Annotated in this window: 21 protein-coding genes and 1 pseudogene; 5 read left to right on the plus strand and 17 right to left on the minus strand. The window is 70.2% G+C overall.

What is annotated here, in order from left to right; genetic code table 11:
* Positions 1 to 3: 3 nt before the first annotated feature.
* Genes IO33_RS0110645 through IO33_RS0110655 form a run of 3 tightly spaced genes read right to left on the minus strand, consistent with a single transcriptional unit; the run spans position 4 to position 4552 of the window.
* On the minus strand, positions 4 to 1971 hold the full coding sequence (locus IO33_RS0110645; protein ID WP_031163001.1) for an ABC transporter permease: 1968 nt from the start codon (positions 1969 to 1971) through the stop codon (positions 4 to 6).
* Positions 1971 to 3062 (minus strand): quaternary amine ABC transporter ATP-binding protein, encoded by a 1092-nt coding sequence (locus IO33_RS0110650; RefSeq protein WP_031163003.1) that lies wholly within the window; start codon positions 3060 to 3062, stop codon positions 1971 to 1973. The genes IO33_RS0110645 and IO33_RS0110650 overlap by 1 nt, the downstream gene beginning before the upstream one ends.
* 20 nt (positions 3063 to 3082) lie before the next feature.
* The gene (locus IO33_RS0110655; protein WP_031163005.1) at positions 3083 to 4552 is read right to left on the minus strand and encodes an aldehyde dehydrogenase family protein; all 1470 of its coding nucleotides are present in this window, start codon (positions 4550 to 4552) and stop codon (positions 3083 to 3085) included.
* Between the two features lie 204 nt (positions 4553 to 4756).
* On the opposite strand from IO33_RS0110655, the gene purU reads away from it, so the two are divergent.
* A complete protein-coding gene (gene purU / locus IO33_RS0110660; protein WP_031163007.1) occupies positions 4757 to 5629 on the plus strand; it encodes a formyltetrahydrofolate deformylase in 873 nt (290 codons plus the stop codon).
* A gap of 152 nt (positions 5630 to 5781) precedes the next feature.
* On the opposite strand, the pseudogene betA reads toward purU, so the two are convergent.
* Positions 5782 to 7452 (minus strand): annotated as a pseudogene (gene betA / locus IO33_RS44030) (choline dehydrogenase).
* Positions 7453 to 7604: 152 nt separating this feature from the next.
* On the opposite strand from betA, the gene IO33_RS0110670 reads away from it, so the two are divergent.
* A complete protein-coding gene (locus tag IO33_RS0110670) occupies positions 7605 to 8402 on the plus strand; it encodes an IclR family transcriptional regulator (RefSeq protein ID WP_051926593.1) in 798 nt (265 codons plus the stop codon).
* 18 nt (positions 8403 to 8420) lie between these two features.
* Here the strand turns inward: IO33_RS0110670 and IO33_RS0110675 are convergent, their stop codons facing one another.
* From IO33_RS0110675 to IO33_RS0110700, 6 genes are all read right to left on the minus strand, one after another.
* The gene (locus IO33_RS0110675) at positions 8421 to 9554 is read right to left on the minus strand and encodes an aromatic ring-hydroxylating oxygenase subunit alpha (RefSeq protein ID WP_031163011.1); all 1134 of its coding nucleotides are present in this window, start codon (positions 9552 to 9554) and stop codon (positions 8421 to 8423) included.
* Positions 9555 to 9684: 130 nt separating this feature from the next.
* Complete coding sequence (locus tag IO33_RS0110680; protein WP_078963477.1) at positions 9685 to 10848, minus strand: NAD(P)/FAD-dependent oxidoreductase; 1164 nt, start codon at positions 10846 to 10848, stop codon at positions 9685 to 9687.
* Entirely contained in the window at positions 10845 to 11207 is a 363-nt protein-coding gene (locus IO33_RS0110685) for a bifunctional 3-phenylpropionate/cinnamic acid dioxygenase ferredoxin subunit (protein ID WP_031163015.1), read from the minus strand. Before IO33_RS0110685 ends, IO33_RS0110680 begins: the two co-directional genes overlap by 4 nt.
* A gap of 294 nt (positions 11208 to 11501) precedes the next feature.
* Positions 11502 to 12134 carry an MBL fold metallo-hydrolase gene (locus IO33_RS0110690; RefSeq protein ID WP_031163018.1) on the minus strand — a complete coding sequence of 211 codons (633 nt, stop codon included), beginning with the start codon at positions 12132 to 12134 and terminating at the stop codon, positions 11502 to 11504.
* Positions 12134 to 13219, minus strand: a complete 1086-nt coding sequence (locus IO33_RS0110695) for an S-(hydroxymethyl)mycothiol dehydrogenase (RefSeq protein WP_031163019.1) — start codon at positions 13217 to 13219, stop codon at positions 12134 to 12136. The genes IO33_RS0110690 and IO33_RS0110695 overlap by 1 nt, the downstream gene beginning before the upstream one ends.
* A 277-nt stretch (positions 13220 to 13496) precedes the next feature.
* On the minus strand, positions 13497 to 14444 hold the full coding sequence (locus IO33_RS0110700) for a LysR family transcriptional regulator (RefSeq protein ID WP_051926594.1): 948 nt from the start codon (positions 14442 to 14444) through the stop codon (positions 13497 to 13499).
* A gap of 71 nt (positions 14445 to 14515) precedes the next feature.
* Here IO33_RS0110700 and IO33_RS0110705 point away from each other — a divergent pair, with 71 nt between their 5' ends.
* Positions 14516 to 15250: an SDR family oxidoreductase gene (locus IO33_RS0110705; RefSeq protein WP_107069276.1), complete on the plus strand. Its 735-nt coding sequence runs from the start codon at positions 14516 to 14518 to the stop codon at positions 15248 to 15250.
* A 163-nt stretch (positions 15251 to 15413) separates the two neighbouring features.
* Here the strand turns inward: IO33_RS0110705 and IO33_RS0110710 are convergent, their stop codons facing one another.
* The 4 genes from IO33_RS0110710 to IO33_RS0110725 form a co-directional block, all read right to left on the minus strand.
* Entirely contained in the window at positions 15414 to 15887 is a 474-nt protein-coding gene (locus IO33_RS0110710; RefSeq protein WP_051926595.1) for a hypothetical protein, read from the minus strand.
* 222 nt (positions 15888 to 16109) lie between these two features.
* Positions 16110 to 16577 carry a DUF6294 family protein gene (locus IO33_RS0110715; RefSeq protein WP_031163027.1) on the minus strand — a complete coding sequence of 156 codons (468 nt, stop codon included), beginning with the start codon at positions 16575 to 16577 and terminating at the stop codon, positions 16110 to 16112.
* Positions 16574 to 16942: a hypothetical protein gene (locus IO33_RS0110720; RefSeq protein ID WP_031163030.1), complete on the minus strand. Its 369-nt coding sequence runs from the start codon at positions 16940 to 16942 to the stop codon at positions 16574 to 16576. The genes IO33_RS0110715 and IO33_RS0110720 overlap by 4 nt, the downstream gene beginning before the upstream one ends.
* 22 nt (positions 16943 to 16964) lie before the next feature.
* Positions 16965 to 17309: a hypothetical protein gene (locus IO33_RS0110725; RefSeq protein ID WP_157857822.1), complete on the minus strand. Its 345-nt coding sequence runs from the start codon at positions 17307 to 17309 to the stop codon at positions 16965 to 16967.
* Positions 17310 to 17549: 240 nt separating this feature from the next.
* Here IO33_RS0110725 and IO33_RS0110730 point away from each other — a divergent pair, with 240 nt between their 5' ends.
* Positions 17550 to 17885 (plus strand): hypothetical protein, encoded by a 336-nt coding sequence (locus IO33_RS0110730; RefSeq protein ID WP_031163033.1) that lies wholly within the window; start codon positions 17550 to 17552, stop codon positions 17883 to 17885.
* Between the two features lie 103 nt (positions 17886 to 17988).
* Here IO33_RS0110730 and IO33_RS52330 read toward each other — a convergent pair whose 3' ends face one another.
* From IO33_RS52330 to IO33_RS0110745, 3 genes are all read right to left on the minus strand, one after another.
* Entirely contained in the window at positions 17989 to 18936 is a 948-nt protein-coding gene (locus tag IO33_RS52330; RefSeq protein WP_245235748.1) for a hypothetical protein, read from the minus strand.
* 185 nt (positions 18937 to 19121) lie between these two features.
* Positions 19122 to 20105, minus strand: a complete 984-nt coding sequence (locus tag IO33_RS0110740) for a L,D-transpeptidase (protein WP_031163036.1) — start codon at positions 20103 to 20105, stop codon at positions 19122 to 19124.
* A gap of 143 nt (positions 20106 to 20248) precedes the next feature.
* On the minus strand, positions 20249 to 21364 hold the full coding sequence (locus IO33_RS0110745) for a glycosyltransferase family 4 protein (protein ID WP_051926596.1): 1116 nt from the start codon (positions 21362 to 21364) through the stop codon (positions 20249 to 20251).
* A 269-nt stretch (positions 21365 to 21633) separates the two neighbouring features.
* Between IO33_RS0110745 and IO33_RS47150 the strand changes: the two genes are divergently transcribed.
* Entirely contained in the window at positions 21634 to 22407 is a 774-nt protein-coding gene (locus tag IO33_RS47150; RefSeq protein WP_078963480.1) for a class I SAM-dependent methyltransferase, read from the plus strand.
* Positions 22408 to 22411 lie beyond the last annotated feature (4 nt).

Here is a 22411-nt window from a genome sequence, read left to right on the forward strand (position 1 = left end):
TCCTTATGCCCTGGTGCGTCGGGCCGCAGCCTGAGTGATCCGGTCGAACATGACTCCGAGCAGTACGATGGCGAGACCCGCCGCCAGCCCCTTGCCGTACAGCTCTCCCTGCGAGAACCCGGCCACGACGTCGTAGCCGAGGGCGCCGGCCCCTACCAGGCCGCCCACCACAACCATCGACAGCACATAGATCAGACCCTGGTTGGTCGCGAGGGTCAGGGCGCCGCGTGCCATCGGCAGTTGGACCTTGGTGATGATCTGCCAGGTGTTGCACCCGGCCGAGGTGGCCGCTTCCACGGTGGACTCGGGCACGTTGCGCACACCGTCCGCGATGATCTTGATGGCGACCGGTGCCGCGTAGACGACGGCCGCGACGATCGCGGTGAACCGGGTGGCACCGAAGAGGGCCAGGAACGGCACGAGATAGACGAACGGCGGCATGACCTGCGCCGCGTCCAGGGTGGGCCGCACCAGCCGGTCCACCAGCGCGCTGCGTCCCATCCACACGCCGAAGACCGCGCCGAGCAGCATCACCAGCACCGTGGCCACGGCGGTCGAGGCGAGCGTCGTCATGCTGTCCGACCACAGGCCCGTACCGACCAGCAGCCCGACGCACACCGCGGCCGTCACCGCGGCCCACCGGCCGCCGAGCACCGCGCCGAGCGCGACCAGGGTGACGCCGACGAGCCACCACGGGGAGTCGGTGAGCAGCGTCTGGAACGGGTTGAGCAGGCCGTTGGTGATCGCGTCCCGCACGGCGTTGGTCAGGCCCGAGAGATGGTCCTGCAGCCAGGTGGTCGCCGTGTCGGCCGCGCTCGCGATGTGACCACCGGTGCCGCCGGTGCCGGGGAACTCGGCCGCCCAGACGTAGGTGTGGGAAAGGTAGACCAGGACGGCGGCCCCGATCCCGCCCGCCACCAGCAGCGGCCGGCGCCACTTCAGGAGCCGGCCGCCCGTGCGGCGGGCCGTCTCGGTGCGTGCGGCCGCCGCGGTGGTGACCCGGTCCAGCACGATGGCCATGACGACGATGGCGAGGCCGGCGTTGAAGGCGGTACCGACGTCGAGCGACTGCAGGGCCTGCACGACGGTCTTGCCGAGGCCGGGCGCGTCGATCAGGGCGGCGATGGTCACCATGGCCAGGGCGGCCATGATCGTCTGGTTGACGCCCATGACCACGGTGCGCCTGGACATCGGCAGCAGCACCTTCAGCAGTTGCTGCGCGCGTGTCGTGCCGAGCGAGTCCGCCGCCTCGACGGTGGTCTCGGGCACGGAGCGGATGGCGTGCGCGGTGATGCGGATGGCGGGCGGCGCTGCGTAGATCACCGTGGTGATCACGGCGGAGGCCCCGCCGATGAGGAAGATCAGGGTCAGCGGGGCAAGGTAGACGAAGGTCGGCATCGTCTGCATGAAGTCCAGGAACGGCGTCATGATCCGGTTGAACCGGTCGGAGAGGCCGGCCCACACGCCGACCGGGATGCCGATGAGCAGCGCCACGGCGACCGCCGACAGCGTCAGCGCCAGCGTGTCCATGCTCTCCTGCCACAGGCCCTGCAGCCCGAAGAAGGTGAAGCCGGCCACGGCCAGCAGGGCGACCCGCCAGTTGCCCAGGGCCCAGGAGACATAGCCGGTGAGCCCGACGACGCCTAGCCAGCCGATCTGCGGCACCGGGCGGCTGCCGGTGGGCTGGGAGATCAGGGACTGGACGAAGGTGACCAGGTTGTCGATGGCCAGGCGGATCTCGTTGAAGAAGTACAGGAAGACCGGGTTGGAGTTGCGGCCCGCTCCGATGCTGTCGTTGAGGTCGTTCAGCCGGCGGTGCAGACCGGTGAGATCGGCCGCCGCGAGGGTGAGTGTCTGCCGGCCGCGCAGGACGGCGAAGAGCACCAGCCAGACGATCAGGATCGCGGCCACCACCATGGGGCGGCTCACCCTCTGGCGCAGGGGCGCGGCCGTCTCGGCGGCGACGGCCATCACGCACCGCCCCCCTGTCCGGCGACCACGGAGAGGATCTCCTCGTCGCCGACGATGCCGAGCAGCTTGCCGTCCGCGACGACCTTGACCGGCTTCTCGGCGGCCAGCACCGCGCGCGTGGCCTCGCGCACGACGACGTCCGGGCCCAGTTCGGGGCCGTCGAGTGCGTCCTGGGGTTCGGCGGGGCGCATGATCCAGCGCAGGGTGAGGACGTCCCCGCGCGGCACGTCCTTCACGAAGTCCCGTACGTAGTCGTCGGCGGGGGCGCCGACGAGTTCGTCGCCGGTGCCGCACTGGACCGTTCTGCCGTCGCGCATGATCAGGATGCGGTCACCCAGTTTCAGGGCCTCGGAGAGGTCGTGGGTGATGAACACCATGGTCTTGCCGACCTCGTGGTGCAGACGGATGACCTCGTTCTGCATGTCACGGCGGATCAGCGGGTCGAGCGCGGAGAACGGCTCGTCGAAGAAGAGGACGTCGGGGTCGCCGGCGAGGGCGCGGGCCAGGCCGACGCGCTGCTGCATGCCGCCGGAGAGCTGGTCGGGGTAGGAGTTCTCGTATCCGGCGAGGCCCACCAGTTCGACGATCTCCAGGGCCTTCCTGGTCCGCTCGGCCTTTCCCAGGCCCCGTATCTCCAGGCCGAAGGCCACGTTGTCGACGACCCTGCGGTGGGGCAGCAGACCGAAGTGCTGGAAGACCATGGAGAACTTGCTGCGCCGCAGTTCGCGCAGCCGTCGGGGGTCGGCGCCCCTGATGTCCTCGCCCTCGAAGACGACCTCCCCGGCGGTGGGTTCGATCAGCCGGGTCAGACATCGCACCAGGGTGGACTTGCCGGAGCCGGACAGCCCCATCACGACGAAGACCTCGCCGGGCGACACATCGAAGCCCACGTCGCGCACGGCGGCGGTGCAGCCGGTGCGGTCCATGAGCTCGCGGCGGGTCAGCCCGCACAGTTCCTCGGAGTCCGGCACCTGGTCCGCCTTCGGCCCGAACACCTTCCACAGCCGGCGCACGGAGATGACCGGGGTGCGCTCCTCGGGGTCCTGGGACGTGTCGCGCCGCTGCGACACCTCGGTCTGTGCTGGGGTCACGTTCGACCTCTTTTCGGCGTTCAGCCGCGGAACCAGTGCTGCGGCCGGGGTTGGATGTTCTGCCAGACGTGCTTGGGTTCGCGGTACTCGTCGAGGCCGGTCGGCCCCAGCTCACGGCCCACGCCCGAGTGCCCGAAGCCACCCCATTCGGCCTGCGGCACATAGGGGTGGTAGTCGTTGATCCAGACGGTGCCGTGCCGCAGCCGGCGCGCGACCCGCTGGGCCTTGCCGGCGTCCTGCGTCCAGACGGCTCCGGCGAGTCCGTACTCCGTGTCGTTGGCGATGCGGAGGGCGTCGGCCTCGTCGTGAAAGCGCTCGACGGTGAGCACGGGCCCGAAGGACTCCTCGTGCACCACGCGCATGTCCTGGCGGCACTCGTCGAGGACGGTGGGCGGGTAGTAGAAGCCGCCGGCGAGCGCGGGGTCGTCGGGGCGGGCGCCGCCGCAGCGCAGTACGGCGCCCTCGGCGAGGCCCGCGGCGACGTACGCCTCGACCTTCTCCCGGTGCTGTGCGGAGATCAGCGCGCCGGTCTCGGCCTCGGGGTCGAAGGGACCGCCGAGCCGGATGCGCCGGGCCCGGCGGACGACCTCGGCCACGAAGGCGTCGTGCAGGGAGTCCTCCACGATCAGCCGGGCGCCGGCCGAGCAGACCTGGCCCGAGTGCAGGAAGACCGCGGTGAGCGCGAAGTCCACGGCGGTCTCGAAGTCGGCGTCGGCGAAGACGACGTTGGGGTTCTTGCCGCCCAGTTCGAGGGCGACCTTCTTCACCGTCGCGGCGGCGGTGGCCATGATGCGCCGCCCTGTCTCCAGCCCTCCGGTGAACGACACCATGTCGACGGCCGGGTCCTCGGCCAGCGGAGCGCCTGCCTGCGCTCCGGCGCCCAGCACGAGGTTGGCGGCGCCCGCCGGGAGCCCCGCCTCCTCCAGTGCCTTCATCAGCAGGATCGAGGTGGAGGGCGTCAGCTCGCTGGGCTTCAGGACCACGGTGTTGCCGGCCAGGAGTGCCGGGGCGACCTTCCAGGAGGCCTGCAGCAGCGGGTAGTTCCAGGGGGTGATCAGTCCGCAGACGCCGACGGGCTCGTAGGTGACCCGGCTGACGGCGTCGTCGCGGCCGGTGTCGACCACCCGGCCGGCGCTGGTTCCGGCGATGCCGCCGTAGTAGCGGAAGCAGGAGACGACGTCGGCGATGTCGTACTCGCTCTCGACCAGCCGTTTGCCGGTGTCCAGCGACTCGGCGCGGGCGAAGTCCTTGGCGTCGCGTTCGATGAGGTCGGCGGTGCGCAGCAGTACGGCGCCCCGCTCGCGCTCGGGGGTGTGCGGCCAGGGGCCCGCGTCGAAGGCGCGCCGCGCCGCGGCGATCGCCGCCTCGGTGTCGGCACGTGTCCCTTCGGACACGGTCGCGACCGTCGTACCGTCGGCGGGGCAGCGGATCTCCCGGTGGCCTCCGGCCACCGCCTCGCGCCATTCACCGTCCACGTACAGGTCTGCCACGGCGGAGCCCTCGCCCTCTTCGTTGCGCATCACGCATCGAATTGCTTGTTGAGGAACCCTGTCCGAAGGGCCGACATACGTCAAGGGTTCCTGCCGTATTCACAAAGGCCGGCCGTCCCGGTCTTGACCGCCAAAGGCCCCGGAGCGAACTATGTTGCGTATCGCTCATCCAGTTGTGCATTACGCACCGACGGAGGCCCGTGCATGTCCCCTCGACCGCGACCTGGCCATGAATACGTCCTCACCCTCGCCTGCCCGGACCGGGCCGGACTGGTCCATGCCGTGAGCGGCTTCCTCGTCCGGAACTCCGGCAACATCCTGCAGAGCCAGCAGTTCGACGACCGTCTCCAGGACCGCTTCTTCATGAGGGTCCACTTCGACGTGTCCGACCCCGACGTCACCCTGGAGCAGCTGCGTGACCGCTTCGGCCCCGTCGCCGAGGCCTACGCCATCTCCTGGGCCCTGCGGGACGCCGCCACGCCGACCCGGACGCTGATCATGGTGTCCAGGTACGGTCACTGCCTGAACGACCTGCTCTTCCGTCGCCGTGCCGGCTCCCTCAACATCGAGATCCCGGCCATCGTCTCCAACCACCGGGACTTCGAGGCCCTGGCGGAGACCTACGGCGTCCCCTTCCATCACATCCCGGTGACCAGGGAGACCAAGCCCCGGGCAGAGGCCCGCCTGCTGGAGCTGGTGCGGGAGCTGGACGTCGACGTCGTGGTGCTGGCCCGGTACATGCAGATCCTCTCCGACGACCTGTGCAAGGAACTGGAGGGCCGCGCGATCAACATCCACCACTCCTTCCTGCCGAGCTTCAAGGGCGCGAAGCCCTACCAGCAGGCGTACGCGCGCGGGGTGAAGCTGGTCGGCGCGACGGCGCACTATGTGACACCCGACCTGGACGAGGGGCAGATCATCGAGCAGGACGTGGTCCGCGTGGACCACTCCCTCGACCCCGACGACCTCGTCACGGTCGGCCGCGACGTGGAGGCGCAGGTCCTGGCGCGTGCGGTGCAGTGGCACACCGAGAGCCGCGTGATGGTGGACGGCCATCGCACGGTGGTCTTCCGCTAGGCGGCTTCACGGACGGACACGGCTTCACGGACGAGACCTCACAGCGGACGCGACTTGGCAGGCGGATGCCGGACGGGCTGGATTCCCGTCCGGCGTCCGTATCCGGTCCCCGAGGCCCGCGAGGTCCCCGAGCCGCTCCAGGAGCGTCCTGCCTACCCGGTCTGCTTCTGGGCGTCGCGGTGCCGGTAGTAGGCGGCCTTGGAGGGCTCCAGCGGCTCCTTGCCGAGGATGAGGTCGGCCGCCTTCTCGGCGATCATCATCACCGGCGCGTAGATGTTGCCGTTGGTGACGTACGGCATCACCGACGCGTCCACCACCCGCAGCCCCTCCAGCCCGTGCACCCGCATGGTCAGCGGGTCGACGACGGACATCTCGTCGGTGCCCATCTTGCAGGTGCACGACGGGTGCAGGGCGGTCTCGCCCTCCCGGGCCACCCAGGCGAGGATCTCCTCGTCGGTCTCGACGGAGGGGCCGGGCGAGACCTCGCCGCCGTTGTAGGCAGCGAGCGCGGGCTGGTTGAGGATCCGCCGGGCCACCCGGATCGCCTCGACCCACTCGCGGCGGTCCTGCTCGGTGGAGAGGTAGTTGAACCGCAGCTCGGGGTGGACCCGGGGGTCCCTGCTCTTGATCTTCACCGAGCCGAGGGCGTCCGAGTACATGGGCCCCACGTGCACCTGGTAGCCGTGGCCGCCGGCCGGCGAGGAGCCGTCGTAGCGGACCGCGACCGGCAGGAAGTGGAACATCAGATTGGGGTAGTCCACGTCCTCGTTGCTGCGCGCGAAGCCGCCCGCCTCGAAGTGGTTGGTGGCCGCCGGCCCCTTACCGAACAGCCACTGCAGCCCGATGAAGGGGGCGCGCCACTTCGCCATGTACGGCTGCATGGAGACCGGTTGCCTGCAGGCGTACTGGACGTAGACCTCCAGGTGGTCCTGCAGGTTCTCGCCGACGCCCGGCAGGTCGTGGACGACGTCGATGCCGAGGGCGGACAGCTCGGCGGCGTTGCCGACGCCGGAGAGCTGCAGCAGCTGCGGGGAGTTGATGGCGCCGCCGCAGAGGACGACCTCGCCGGCGCGGACCTGCTGGGGTGCGCCCTTGCCGCGCCGGTACTCCACGCCGACGGCCCGCTTGCCCTCGAAGAGCACCCGGGTGACGAGGGCGCGCGTGTGCACCGTGAGGTTCGGCCGCTTCGTCGCGGGCTTGAGGTAGGCCTTGGCGGCCGACAGGCGGCGCCCGCGGTGGACGTTGCGGTCGAACTTGGCGAAGCCTTCCTGCCGCTAGCCGTTGACGTCGTCCGTGGGGGCGTAGCCCGCCTCCTCGGTGGCCTTGAGGAAGGCGCTGAAGAGGGGGTTGGTCGCCGGGCCCCGCTCCAGGACGAGCGGACCGTCGTGGCCGCGGAACTCGTCGTCGGGGTCGGCGGCGAGACAGTTCTCCATCCGCCGGAAGTACGGCAGACAGTGGGCGTAGTCCCAGGTCTCCATGCCGGCGTCGGCGGCCCAGCGCTCGTAGTCCAGGGGGTTGCCGCGCTGGAAGATCATGCCGTTGATGCTGCTGGAGCCGCCGAGCACCTTGCCGCGGGCGTGGTAGATGCGCCGGCCGCTCATGTGGGGTTCGGGCTCGGACTCGTACTTCCAGTCGTAGAAGCGGTTGCCGATGGGATAGGTCAGCGCCGCGGGCATGTGGATGAACACGTCCCAGGGGTAGTCGGAGCGGCCGGCCTCCAGCACGAGCACCCGGTTTGCGGGGTCGGCCGAGAGCCGGTTCGCCAGTGCGCTGCCGGCTGACCCACCGCCGACGATGACGAAGTCGTAGTGCAGGAGAGCCATGGTGCCTCGTCTCGCTCGCGTCGTCGAAGTGCGACGCATGCTAGTACGGGTATCGCTATACGCACCAGGTTGCGAGCGACGCAACTTCCAGGCTCTTTGGATTCCGTCACATTACTTGCAAGCGTGTTGTTTACTGCGCGTATAGTTCCGCTATGAGCAACTACAGTCCGGATATCGAAACGACCGGGCCGCCGTCCGGCGGGGTGCAGTCCGTGGACCGGGCCATCAGCGTCCTCGAGATCCTGGCCCAGCGCGGCGAGGCGGGCGTGAGCGAGGTGGCCGCCGAGATCGAGGTGCACAAGTCGACCGCGTTCCGCCTGCTCGGAGCGCTGGAGGCACGCGGCCTGGTCGAGCAGGCCGGCGAGCGGGGCAAGTACCGGCTCGGCTTCGGCATCGTACGGCTGGCCGGGGCGGTCACGGGACGCATCGACATCACCCAGCAGGGGCGTCCGGTGTGCGAGCGCCTGGCCGAGGAGATCGGCGAGACGGTCAACATCGCCGTGATGCAGGAGCACTACGCGATCAACCTCTACCAGGTGCGCGGGCCGGGCGCCGTCACCGCGCACAACTGGGTGGGTCAGCTGACCCCGCTGCACGCCACCTCCAGCGGCAAGATCATGCTGGCCCACCTGCCCGCCACGGAGCGCACCGCGCTGCTGACGGAGGCCGGCCTGAAGAAGGTCACCCCCCGCACCATCGGGTCGAAGGCGAAGCTGGAGAAGAACCTCGCCGAGGCGCGGCAGCGGGGCTACTCCTGGACGCTGGAGGAGCTGGAGATCGGGCTGCACGCCGTGGCCGCGCCGATCCGCGACCGGGACGGCGACGTCATCGCGTCGATCAGCGCCTCCGGGCCCTCGTACCGGTTCACCGAGGAGCGCCTGCACCAGCTGGCTCCGGTGCTGGTCAAGGGCGCGGAGGAGATCAGCCACCGGATGGGGTACCTGGGCTGAGCGCCCGGATCCCCTGCGCTACTCGGGCTGCCGTGTCCCGAGGCGCTCGTGCACCCAGTCATGGAAGGCGCCGATGTGGTGCTCACTGGGCACGAGCACACCGCCCTTGGCGTACAGCCGCGAGCTCATGCCGGGCTGGGTGCGCTCACAGGCCTCGAAGTCCTGGCGGTTGACCCGGTCGAAGAGCTCCACGGACCGGCTGACGTCCTCGCCGCCGTCGACGACGTGCGGGAGGTAGAGCCAGTCGCACTCGACGACCGTGCGGTCGACGGCGACCGGGTACATACGGTGGAAGATCACGTGGTCGGGCACCAGGTTGATGAAGACCTGGGGCTTGACGGTGATCGCGTAGTAGCGGCGGTCCTGGCCCTCGCCGACGGAGGGGATCCGGTCCAGTCCCTCGGAGCCGTCGACGGTGAAGCCCTTGATCTGCGCGCCGAACTCGGCGCCGTGGCCGACGTAGTACTGGGCGGCGTAGCCGTCGGCGAACTCCGGGAGCACCTCGGTGAGTTCGGGGTGGATCGTGGCGCAGTGGTAGCACTCCATGAAGTTCTCGATGATCAGCTTCCAGTTCGCCCTGACGTCGTAGACGATCCGCCTGCCCACCGAGAGACGGTCGATGTCGTAGCGCTCGATCGACTCGACGTCACCGAGGCGCTGGACCACCGCGCCGATGACGTCCTCCTCGAAGGAGGGCGGGTTCTCCGCCAGGCAGACCCAGACGTAGCCGAGCCACTCGCGCACCGCCACGCCCACCAGGCCGTACTCGGTGCGGCCGACGTCGGGCATCTTGGTGAGGTTGGGCGCCGCGACGAGCTTGCCGTCGAGGTCGTAGGTCCAGGCGTGGTACGGGCACTGGAAGGCACGCCTGACCTCGCCCGACCCGTCGGTGCACAGTCTGGCTCCGCGGTGCCGGCAGACGTTGAGGTAGGCGCGGATCGAGTGGTCCCGGGCGCGGGTGACGAGGATGCTCTCGCGACCCACGTCGACGGTGCGGAAGGCGCCCGGCTTCGGCAGGTCCGCGGCGCGCGCGACGCAGAACCACATCGCCTCGAAGATGCGCTCCTGTTCCTGGGCGAAGAGGCCCGGGTCCGTGTAGGCGGAACCGGGGAGGGTGGCGATCAGGCTGTCCGGCAGGCTGGTCGAGGTCACGGTGCACTCCTCGGGAAACGTCGTGGGTCGGCAGGTCACGCGCCGGGAAAGAGCGACTTCGAACGATGTTGCTCAATGTGCAACATATTGTGCTATGCGCAACGCAGAATGGGCGGCCGCGCCGGCGGTGTCAAGCCGCGGCCGCGCTGAGCTGCTTGCGCCAGCGGGTGAACAGCCGCGGCTGGTTCATCCCGAGTACGGCGACCGGGCTGCCGGCCCGCCGGTAGACGGCCAGGAAGCTGCGGTCGTCGGCGGAGCCCTCCTCGACCGTCACACTGTCGGCGCCGAGGGCATGGCCGACGAACTGGATCTTCACGCCGTACTGGTCGGACCAGAAGTACGGAGGCCGGGGCGCGCCCGGCTGTGTCGCGCCGTAGGCGAGCAACGTGGCCACGGCGGTGTCGGGCCGTTCCAGCGCGCCCGTCCAGTGCTCGACCCTGCGGTGGTCTTTGGCGCGCGGGTCGTACCAGTTGGCGCAGTCGCCGACGGCGACCACCCCGGCCACGTTGGTACGGCCGTCGGAGCCGCACTTCACGCCGTTGCCGAGTGTCACGCCGGAACCTTCCAGCCACTCGACGCAGGGCCGCGCCCCGACGCCGACGACGACGATGTCGGCGGGAACGCTACGGCCGTCCTCCAGCAGCACGGCATCCACCCGGTGCTCCCCGCTCAGCCCCTTGACCCCGACCCCGCACAGCAGCCGTACGCCGTGGTCGGCGTGCAGGGCGGAGACGATCCGGCCCATGGTCTCGCCGAGCGGTCCGGCCAGCGGTGTCGGCGCCGCCTCGACCACGGTGACGTCGAGGCCGAGGGCGTACGCCGTGGAGGCGACCTCGGCACCGATGAACCCGCCGCCGATCACCACCAGCCGCCCGCCCCGGGTCAGCTCCTCCCGCAGGGCGCGGGCGTCGTCGAGGGTGCGCAGCACATGGACTCCGGCGAGGCCTTCGCTGCCGGGGAGGGTGCGGGCGGCCGCTCCGGTGGCGATGACCACGCCGTCGGCGCGCATCCCCCGGCCATCGGCGAGCCGGATCGTCCGGCCGGTGAGGTCGAGTCCGGTGGCGCGGACGCCGAGCACCCAGTCCGCCCGGAGGTCCTCGTCGTCGCGCTCCAGCGCCAGGTCCGCCTCGCCGAGGGTGCCGGCCAGGAATTCCTTGGACAACGGCGGCCTGTCGTACGGGCGGTGCGGTTCGTCCCCGATGACGACCAGACGGCCGTCGTACCCCCGTCGCCGCAGCGAGCGCGCGGCCGACAGACCGGCCAGGGAGGCGCCCACCACGGCAACGGTCCTCACGCGGGGCCCCCGGCCAGGCGGGCGGCGACGCACGGCGGCAGGTTGGGCGCCTCGGTGGACAGCCGCACGTAGACCAGGCCGTCCTCGACGACGACCTCGTGGGTGCGCACCGGGAGCTTGGCCGGCGGCGCGTCCACGGCTCCGGTCCTCAGGTCGAACTTCGAGGCGTGCAGCGGGCATTCGACCTCGCAGCCCTCCAGCCAGCCGTCGGCCAGCGACGCGTCCTGGTGGGTGCAGGTGTCGTCGATGGCGAAGAGCTCGCCGTCGCCGGTGTGGAACACCGACACCGGTGGGTCGACAGGGAGCCGATGGGCCTCGCCTCGCGGCAGATCCACGAGACGGCACGCGGGAATCATCATGACACCTCGGTGCGTATAGCGAAACGGATTGCGATTAACGCAACGCCAGTCTGAGGGCCGCTCCGAACCGCTGTCAAGGCGTGCGGAGGCCGGGTTGCGCGGGGTGCGACGGGGGTTTTCAGGGCAGGCCGAAGCGCGTGCGAAAGTGCAGGTCAACAGGCGGATCGAGGGGTACCGAGGGTGCACCGACGGCCCTGCCCGGGTGCCGTCCGCGAGGGCCGTCACCCGGGCAGGGCCGCTTTTCGCCGGTCTGCTTTTCGTCGGCCGGTCTTTCGCCGGCTTCTCGCCGTGCGGTCAGAAGCCGCGGTCGATCCACTCCTGCAGGTGCGGCGCCTCGGCACCAAGGGTGGTGGTGTCCCCGTGGCCGGTGTGGACGACGGTGTCGCCCGGCAGGGTGAGCAGGCGGTCCCGGATCGAGGCGATGATGGTCGGGAAGTCGCTGTAGGACCGCCCGGTCGCCCCGGGCCCACCGGAGAACAGGGTGTCGCCGCTGAAGAGGGCACGAAGACCGGGGGCGTGCAGACAGACCGCCCCGGGCGCATGGCCCGGGGTGTGCAGCACGGTCAGCTCGATACCCGCGACGGGGATGCGCTGCCCGTCGGCCAGTTCGCCGTCGGGCGCCCGGCCGGGATGCGTCTGCTTCCACAGCGGCAGATCGTCGGGGTGCAGCAGGATCGGGGCGCCGGTGCGGGCGGCGAGACCGGGTGCGGCGTCGATGTGGTCGTTGTGCGCGTGGGTGCACACGATCGCGCGCAGGGTGCGCCCGCCGAGGGCCCGGTGGATCGCGTCGGCGTCGTGGGCGGCGTCGATGACGACCGCCTCGTCGTCGTCCCCCACGATCCACACGTTGTTGTCGACGTCCCAGGTGCCCCCGTCGAGGTGGAAGCGGCCGGAGGTGACGAGGCGTTCGATGCGGGCGCCCGCCATCAGAGGACCACCACGGAGCGCAGCACATCACCGTGGTGCATGCGCTCGAAGGCCTTCTCGACCTCGTCCAGCGCGATGGTCTCGGTGACGAACGCGTCCAGGTCCAGGCGGCCCTGCAGATGAAGGTCGATGAGCATCGGGAAGTCGCGGGAGGGCAGGCAGTCCCCGTACCAGGACGACTTCAGTGCCCCGCCCCGGCCGAAGACGTCCAGCAGCGGCAGCTCCAGCTTCATCTCCGGGGTGGGTACGCCGACCAGCACCACCGTCCCGGCGAGATCGCGCGCGTAGAAGGCCTGCCGGTAGGTCTCCGGACGGCCCACCGCCTCGATGACGACGTCGGCGCCGAAACCGCCGGTCAGCTCGCGCACCGCGTCGACCACCTCGGTCTCCCGGGAGTTGACCGTGTGGGTCGCGCCCAGCTTCTCGGCGGTGGCCAGCTTGCGGGCGTCGATGTCGACGGCGATGACCTTCGCCGCACCCGCCAGCTTCGCCCCGACGATCGCCGCGCCCCCGACACCGCCGCAGCCGATGACCGCCACGCTGTCGCCGCGCCCGACGCTTCCGGTGTTGATGGCCGCGCCGATGCCCGCCATCACGCCGCAGCCCAGCAGCCCCGCGACCGCGGCCGACGCGGCAGGGTCCACCTTGGTGCACTGCCCGGCCGCGACCAGTGTCTTCTCGGCGAAGGCGCCGATACCCAGAGCCGGCGACAGCTCCGTGCCGTCGGTCAGGGTCATCCTCTGCCGGGCGTTGTGGGTGTCGAAGCAGTACCAGGGGCGGCCCCTGAGACAGGCACGGCACTGCCCGCACACCGCGCGCCAGTTCAGGATCACGAAGTCACCGGGGGCCACGTCGGTGACCCCGTCGCCGACCGCCTCGACCACCCCCGCCGCCTCATGCCCGAGCAGGAAGGGGAAGTCGTCGCTGATGCCGCCCTCGCGGTAGTGCAGATCGGTGTGGCAGACGCCGCAGGCCTCGATCCTGACCAGCGCCTCGCCCGGGCCGGGGTCGGGCACGACGATGGTCTCCACACTGACGGGGGCGCCCTTGCCCCGTGCGACGACAGCACTGACCTGCTGGGACATGGCCACTCCTCGACTGAGAGGGACAGGATGTTGCCTATTACGGCACGCATCTCATGTTTCGCAACACAGCATCGCGGAGCGCGCAGCACCGGTCAAGGATCCGTCAGACGATCCCCCTCGCCTCGAGGAGCTTGGCGATCGAGGTGATCGAGTTCTCGGGGTCGGGAAGCCGGTCGCAGGCGGCGCGTTCGATCTCGGGGGTGGCCCTTCTTCGCGCTGGTGGTTGTCTGAAATGGGTCCTGCGGTGATCGTCGTGGCGAGGGGTGAGCGCCCCCGGTCAGTAGGCCAGTGCGGTCATGTAGTCGGGGTGGTGGTCGGCGACGTCGTGGGCGGCCTGGACGAAGGCGGCGACGGCTGCGGATCGCGAGGTCTCCGGCCAGGCGACCACGACCGCGCTGGGGCTGAGGCCGGTGACCGGCCGGTATGCGATGTCCGGGCGCTGGTGCCGCTTGGTGGTGGAGCGTGACAGGAACGCCACCGCCTGGCCCAGCGCGACCACCTCCAGGAGTTGCTCGACGCTGGCCACGAGCGGCCCCTCAGGAGTGTCGGCCGGCGCCAAGCCTGTGTGGCCGTCGCCTGCTTCCGCTCCGTCGCATCCTGTGTAGTAGGCGGTGGTGGAGGGGGCGGCCCCTTTCCAGCGTGGGATCGGTTCGCCCCTGAGGTCGGCCAGCCGCAGTCGCCGGCGTCCGGCCAGGCGGTGCGCGGCGGGGAGAACGGCCAGTCGCGGCTCGACCACGAGCGTCTGGGAATCCAGCCCTTGACCGTCGAACGGGCTGCGCAGCAGCGCCACATCGGCACGGCCGTCCCGCAGCATGGCGATCGGCTCTCCGCTGCCGCCGACGACGACTTCAGGCGGCGGCAGATGCGAACCCGTTCCCCGGTAGGCGACGAGGATCTCCCGCAGCAGCCCGGCATCACCTCCCGGCTTGACCGCCACGACGAGCTGGGGTGTCGGCTGACCGGCCCGGCGTGCACGCCGGGCCGCCGCGTGCACCGCGTCGACCGCGATCCGGGCCTGGCCGAGCAGCACCTGACCGGCGGTGGTCAGCCTCACCTGCCGGGTGGTGCGCTCCAGCAGGCGTACACCGAGCCGGGACTCCATCTGAGCGATCGCCTTCGACAGCGGGGGCTGCGCCATTCCCAGGCGTTGCGCGGCCCGGCTGAAGTTCAGTTCCTCGGCGACCGCGATGAAGTACCTCAGCTCCCGCACCTCTAGCTCACTCATATCGGTGGACTATAGATCCAGAGCCTTCTGGTCTTTCCCTGCCGCCCGTGGGCGAGGGGAGGCTGGGTGCCATGACGACTTCGCAGAAGACTGCTCTGGTCACCGGCGCGAACAAGGGCATCGGCAGGGAAACGGCGCGCAGGCTCGCAGCCCTCGGCATCACCGTGCTGATCGGCGCCCGCAATGCCGAGCGTGGCGAGGCGGCGGCCGAGGAGCTTCGCGCTGACGGCGCCGACGTACGGTTCGTACCGCTGGACGTCACCGACGAGATCTCGGTCCAGGCCGCCGCCCAGCACATCGATGCCACGTTCGGCCGCCTCGACATCCTCGTCAACAACGCCGCGATCGCCGCCGGACCGCAAAGACCGAGTGAAACCCCGGCCGCCGCCGTCCGGCAGGTCTACGAGACCAACGTGTTCGGCGTGATCGCGGTGACCCACGCCATGCTCCCCCTGCTCCGCCGCTCCGCCGCCGCGCGCATCGTCAACATGTCCAGCGAACTCGGCTCCCTCACCCACCTGGCCGACCCGGGCAGCCCGTGGTCCGCCTACACCTCGATCCTCCTCCCTTACTGCACCTCGAAGAGCGCGCTGAACGCGATCACCGTGCTCTACGCCGATGAACTGCGTGCCGAAGGGATCCTGGTCAACGCGGTGAGTCCCGGCTACTGCGCGACCGACCTCAACCGCCACAGCGGGATACGCACGGCGGAGGAGGGCGCGGCCGTGGCGGTGGACCTGGCGACCGTGGGCGAGGACGGCCCGACGGGCGCCTTTCTGGCCGAGGACGGGCCGATTCCCTGGTGAGACCGTGCCATCGATCGTCTTGCCGCGCTTGCGGGCGAACTCGTGGCCCTCCAGGGTGCGGTCGCGGAGGGGATGAAGCCGCGCACCGTGGCGTACCAGGAGGCCGGCGCGGGCGCACCGCACCCCTAGGTGGAGGACATGGTCCCCCTGCAGCCGGAGATGATCAGATGCCGGGCCGGAACCGGAGTGCCGACCAGGTGTCGTCGATGGCCACCTGCCGCACGGGCCGCACGCCCTGCTCGGAAAGCGCGGCTGCCAGGGTGTCGCGGTTCAGGTCCGTTCCGAGGCGCCCGCCCTTCGGATAGGCCACCCAGGCGAGGGCGTCGCGCCGCGCGGCGGCGAGCGCCGCCTGCGCACCCTCCCCCGGAAGGTCGCCGGAGCTGGTCACGAAGGCGAGCACCACATCGGCCGAAGCCGCCTCACCCGCGGCCTCGACCTCCAGGTGGACGTCGTCGGGCTTGCCCAGGACGACGACACTCTGACCAGGCTTGATCTGCAGCTTACCGACGACGGACATCTCCCTGATCCTCCCACTCGGGGTGCGGCTCCGCACGCCGGTGAGGCTGACCAGTCCGTGCGTGCGGGCGAACGAGATCGCCATGATCCCGGCGCGGGCACGCTCACGGAAGGAGGACATGTCCTGTTGTCGAGAGAGCGCGATGTCGATGCGGTCCCGGCGGGGTCGGGGGAACCGGGAGGCTGGCGCCTCGGGGAGGTGTGTCGACTCCGTTCGTGACCGAGGGAGTCGGAGAGGCGCCAGCTGTCCGGGGCGGCGGCTTGCCGTCCTAGGTACGCCGCGTCCGGCCGCCGAAGTGGCCTGGCACAGCCCACAGCAGGCCCGCCGCCGCGTGGGTCCGCCTCAGCAGGAGGCCCACTGGGTCACCCTGACCGTGGCGTCGTACACGCTCGGTTCGTAGGTGCCGTTCGCCGTCCAGTCGTGCTTCTTGCTGGCCCACATGGTTGGACTGTCGTAGGTGGACGTGGTGAACAGGCCCTGGCCCGCGGAGTTCTTCAGCTCGAAGCGCGCATGCCACACATCGCCGCTGAGGGTGAAGTCCGTCCAGGTCCGCGCGCTGAACGTGAGGCGGCCGTCCGCGTACAAGCGGAGGTACCCACCGGTCTGGTGACAGTCACCGACCTTCAGGTCCCCCCAGCTGAACCACTTGTACGCGTCATCGGCGACTCCGGTCCGGTACCCGGTCGACACACCCGAGCGAACAGCATCGCTGCCCAGGGCGGCCCACGCCGGTGTGTGGAGGACGATGACGGCCCCGAGAACGGCGACCATCGTCGTCATGAGTCGGCCGACGTGCCGGACAACGGTCATGACCGGGCTCCCTTCGGTGCCACGGCGGTCGAGCCCAGACGGACCCCGAAGGCCCGGACGCCGGTGGGCGCGTCCCAGGTGGCGCCGACCCCGACCAGCGCCCACCCTCCGCTGCACGAGGAGTCCCCGTACAGGAAGGCCGTGTCGGTGGTGTCGTTGGAGACCCTGATGGCCCCGCCCACGAGCGGGAGGCAGGTGTCGCTCTGCGGTTCGTCGACACGGAAGCCCTGTCCGGCCGCCGTGATGTACGTGTAGCTTCCGCCGGCGGCTTGAGCGCTGCCGGGCACCGCGACCAGCAGCGCGAGCGCGAACCCGGCCGCCAGGGCAGGTGTCCGCAGGCGGCGGAGTGCGGATGACAGTGTCACGATTCCCCTCTCTTTCGCCCAGTCAGCAGCTGCCGCACTGGTATTCCGAGAACCACGGCTGCGAACACACCAGTCCGTCGCAGTCCCGGCACCACTGGCCGCACAGCAGCCGGTGGTTGGGAGCGTCGCAGCGTGAAGTCCCGCTGCTCTCGCACACCGGCACCATCACGCGGACCTTCTTCGCGGACTTGACCGCCGCCGCTGCCCGGCGGTCCAGCTCGGTACGGGCCTGGTCAGGGGTGTAGCAGTGCTGTCGGTGGATCTTGGCCGGTGGACCGGCGGCCAGCGCGTCGGCAGCGGCGGCGGCGGGCATGCCGAGGGCGAGGCCCAGGGCGAAGAGAGCGGGTAAGGCTCTGCTGAGTCTCATCACGCTGCCAGGCTGCCCACCCACCAAATGGGCTACTCTCGGGCCAAATAGGTCATATAAGCAGCGCGCAATCAGCCGGGCCGTAGCTCAACTCCTGTATGCCCACGGGGACTTGATCCGGCGCCCGATCACGGGGCTGGTTGTCGCGGGTGCACCCTCGGATGTCTCAGGTTCACGCCCGGGCGCGTGTGCCCTTCACTGATCACAGGAAGACAGCAACTCGCTCTCACGGGGGTACACATGCACAGCAGGAAGCGCATCCTCGCGGCCGGTCTGGCCTCGACGGTCTCCGCCCTCGCACTCGCCGGTGTGGCGGTTCCGGCGCAGGCCGCCGCTGCCCAGGGCACCGTCGACTGCGAAGGCTGGGTGCACAACAACGATCCGAACGTCGGCATCGCGGGCTGCCAGAACAACACCGACCACACCGTCACCTTCCGCGCCGAGATCGTCTGCGGCTGGGCCCCGGACGTCTCCGGCAACTGGGTGACCCTGAACCCCGGGCAGTACAGCGAGTCCACGGGCTCCTGCGCGTTCTACAGCACGGGGGTCGGCAGCGTGGGCTGGACCATCCAGTGACACACGGCCGTGCGGGCGCCGTCGGTCGGCGCCGCACACCGCCGCCGGCATGAACGGCCCCACCGTCGCGCGGGCTCCGCGGCCGTCGCGAGCGGTGGGGTCCTCATGCCTGTATGCGCAGCCAGGTGTCGCCCGTGCGGAGCCAGAGTGAGCCGTCGCGGCCCTGACCGCAGTACAGGACGACTCGACCGGGCACCCGAAGGCGGCGCCGGCTGGTCACCGCCCACGTGGTGCCGTCGAGTTCGGCACGTACGAGTTCGACCGACCGCTGGTCGTGGTTCCGGCGGGTGAGCACCGCCCGGTTGCCACGGACAGCGAATCCGTCCGGTCGGGGGACGGGACTGGGACGGCTGACCACGTCGCCGGTGGACGGAGTGATCCGCGTCAGGAAGGTACCGCGGCTGCTGCCCGAGTACCAGACGAGCCACACCTGTTCGCCCTCGGTCGCGGCGGTGCAGCCTTGCAGGGGGTGGTCGGGCAGTCCCCTGGGAGCCCAGGCCGCCCGGCCCTGCGAAGTCCAGCCCGCGAGGCCCGCCGCCGACTCGGGGTGGCCGCCGTGGATGCCCTCGTCGCCGTAAGCCGTCCAGATGCCTCCGTGGACGTCGGTGACCAGGGCGGGAATGTCGTCACCGACGCAGAACTCGGCCTCAGGTGTCCCTGATGCGGAGAACATCACGGCGTTGGACGCCCAGGAGCCCTCGGTCTCGTCCGGGAACGTACGACCGCTCACCAGGAGGAACCGCGAGTCCGGCAGCAGGGCCAGGTGCCTGGGCCGCATTCGGATGTCCTTCACCGGGGTACGCCGCTCCTCCTGCCCCGTGATGGTGACCAGCTCACCGCTGAACGGGACTTCCGGCCGCCACCCGACCCATCCCTTGACGTAGCGGTTGTGATCAAGGTAGCGCCGGTGGACCAGCAGGACCGCAAGCTCCCCTGCGGGCCCGACGCTCCACCACAGGGCTTGGTACCCCCGCTCGGCGTCCGCGGCGGGAAGCCGCCACACATGGTGTGTCGCGGCATCGGAACGAGCCTTCCTGGCAAGGAGGTTCATCGGCAGTCGCCTCTAGGACTCCGGGAGCCGAGCCACCCGAAGAGAAGCACCCTACCGGCCCTCGGTCAGTCCCACTCCGGTGGCCGGCCGATCTGCCGCTTGCCCTCGGCCTGAAGGTCCGGGTACGACGGTGGCCGCGCCCGTCAGCGTCATCGGACGCCGACGGGCGCGGCCACCGCACCGCGTCACAGCGCCCCGGTCGTCCCCTCCCCGGACGCGCTGCCCGCGAGCCACTCGTCCCATCCCAGGTTGAAGGCGGCGTAGCCGTTGTCGGCCGACGCCTTGGCCCGGGGCGAACCGGTGATGGTCACGGGGTCGCCCTGCTTGACCTGGCCGTAGAACCACTTGGCGTCCGACAGCGACAGGTGGACGCAGCCGTGCGAACCGCGGGCGCTCCCGCTGCCCGGGTTGGGGTCGCCGGTCGAGTAGTGCACGTAGGTGCCGGACTGGGTCAGGTGCACGTCCCAGGGCAGCGTGAGGTCGTAGAAGTTGGGGCTGCCCTTGTCGCAACTGATCCCCACGCTGCAGGAGGTCATGTGGACCTTCTCCTGCTTGTCGATGACGGCCATCGTGCCGTTCCACGTCGGGTACTGGGCGCTGCCCGCGTTGATCGACAGGGTGCGGACCAGCTTGCTGTTCCGCGTCACCTTCATGGTGTGGCCGGTCACCGAGACATCCGCGCGTACGTCGTCGCCGACCTTGAAGGTGTGCGTGTAGCTGCGCACGCCGTAGCGTCCGTTGCCGTTGCTGATGCCCTTCATGTCAGCGTCGATCTTCACCTGCGTGCCGGAGGGCCAGTACGCCTTCGGCCGCCAGTCGGCGCGCCTGTCCCCGAACCAGTGCCAGGCGCCGACCACCGGCTGCGAGGTGCTCACCTTCATGTGCTTCTCCACCGTGGCCCGTGCCTTCGCCGCCACCGGGTTCGTGAAGACCACCGAGATCGGCATGGCCACGCCGACCGTGGTTCCCGTCTGCGGGGTGATCGTCTCCAGCAGCATCGGCGGCCCGGCGGGCTTCGTCGGCGACGGAGAGGCGCTCACGCTCGGCTTGCCCGCCGCCTTGGCGTCGCCCCCGCCCGCCTTGTCACTGCCGCCGCCGCAGGCACTCGCGCCCACCAGCATCACACCCGTGACGAGTGCGATCCCTATGCCGCTCTTGCGCCGTCCCACGTCCTGCCCCGCTCTCTCGCTCCTCGGCCCTGACGGGCCCGACTCCCTGTCAGACAGACGAGCCACGGGCCACAGTTGCGCGCGTCGTGTAAAACATCTCTCAAAAATCGGTGCGTCGGTGCACACCGCCGGACCGGAGACGCTCAGTTCCCGGCGGTCTGCTGCCGCGCCCGGACCCGAGCCACCGCGAGCAGGACCTCGGCAGTGCGCCATGCGGTCGTCTCCCAGCGCAGGCGGGCCACGAGGTCGGCCGCCTGGGTCCCGAGGCGTCGGCGCAGGTCGTGGTCGGCGAGAAGCCGCCCGATGGCGGTGGCGAGTTGGCCGGGGGCCACCAGCAGTCCGGTGACGTCGTGCGTCACCGCGTCGCGGTGGCCCGGTATGTCGGTGACGACGGCGGGCGTCCCGCAGGCGGCGGCCTCACTGATGGCCAGACCCCACCCTTCGGCCGAGGAGGCGCTGACCAGCACCCAGGCCGAGCGGTAACGGCGGATGAGTTCGGCCTGGTCCACGTGTCCCAGGAAGGTGACCGTGGCCGAGTGGCCGAAGCAGGAACGGCTCAGCCGCTGCAGGGCGGCGCGTTCGGGGCCGTCACCGATCACGTAGAGCCGGGCCGACGGGCAGTGCTCCACCACGTGGCGCATCGCCCGGATCACCAGCTCGATCCGCTTGGACTTCACCGTCCTGGCCACCACCAGCACCGACGGGAAGGGAGACCGGCCGTCACGCCCTGGGCCGGCTCCCGGCGGAGCGGCTGTGAACGCCCGGTCGACCCCCGGAGGGACGACGGTGATGGACGACAGCGGCAGACCCAGCCGTCCGACCAGGTCGTCGCGCGTGGAGTTCCCCGGGGTACAGATGCGGGCGCGCCCGTACAGGCGTGGGGCCAGGCGCGCTTCGACCAGCCAGCCCACACGTCCGAGGAGCGGCCCGAAGTGCTCCTGCCACACGTTTCCGTGTACATGGTGCACCCAGGTGACGGTGGGGCCCACGGCCCACAGCGGCGCCAACCAGGGAACACCGTTCCATACCTCCACGACCGCCGTACCCGGCCGCCGTAAGAGCTTCGGCTCCGCGACGAGTGCCGGGAACACCGTGAGTTTCCCGCCCCGGCGCACGACCCGGTATCCGTCCCGGAACACCTGACCCGGAAGTCCCGGTGCGCTCGAAGTTCTCAGTATCACCTCGACACCCGCGTCGGCCCAGACCTTCGCCATGGCGCTGGTGTGGTATTCGGAGCCGCCGGCCGCAGTGTCCTGCACATCACGCCACGCCAGTACGAGAATCCTTCGAACAGCTGCTTCCGCGAGGCTTTTCCTGAGGCTTTCCGGGCCGGTGATGCAAGGTGTTTCGTGCGGGCGCAAACCTGGTCTCCTGTCTGCCGCACAGCGCCGGGCCGACCGGGCGGAGAGGGAACGGACGGGTCCGCATTCCTGTCAACTTCACGGCCGCCACGACATCTTGACAGCCCTGCGGTTGCATGTCACTCTCGGTTGCACTCTTTGGTTGACGTCGCAATCGGGGTCGTCGAATGAGGTACCGGTGCACGTCACCCACAGCCGAGGAAAGCGTCAGCGAGATCCTCCCCCGGGTCGCCGGCTGGCTCACACCGGCGCAGGCGGCAATTCTTTCCGAGCTGGCATCCCGTATTCCCGTCGGTACACACATCGTGGAATTTGGATCATTCCTCGGGCGCTCCACGCTCTCGCTTCTTTCGGGTGCCTCCGAAGACGTCACCCTGTACGCCGTCGACCCTTATGCGGGTGACGAAGTCGGCCCGAGACCGGGAAGGACGGCACATTCCGGTGTCGATCCCGAGACGACACATCTGGAGTTCCACAAAAACCTCGGACTCGCCGGTGCCGAGGGGCGCGTGACGCATTTGCGGATACGGTCCGAACAAACACCGGACGACGTGCTGGAGGGGGCGGGACTGGTCTTCGTCGACGGTTCCCACCGCTTCCGTGACGCGGCACAGGATCTGCGGCGTGTCTGCGGTCGGCTGACACCCGGAGGCTGGCTCGCCGTTCACGACGCGTTCTACTCCGTGGGGGTCACGCTGGCGATCACGACCGTACTGCTGCGCCGCCCGGACTTCACCTATCGGGGACGCAGCGGAAGCCTGGCCGTCTACCGGCGTACCGGCCGGGGTCCCGACGGCGGTGGCGCACGGCCGAGCCGCGGCAACCGGCTCCGTCAGGTGGCTGAGTTGCCCACGCTCGGCGGTGTCTGTGTCCGCAAGACGGGGCTGCTGATCGCGGCGGCCTGCTCGGCCGGCGACATCGACGCACGGTGGCCGCACTGAGTCC

The organism is Streptomyces durhamensis (genome assembly GCF_000725475.1).
Classification (GTDB): Bacteria; Actinomycetota; Actinomycetes; order Streptomycetales; family Streptomycetaceae; genus Streptomyces; species Streptomyces filipinensis.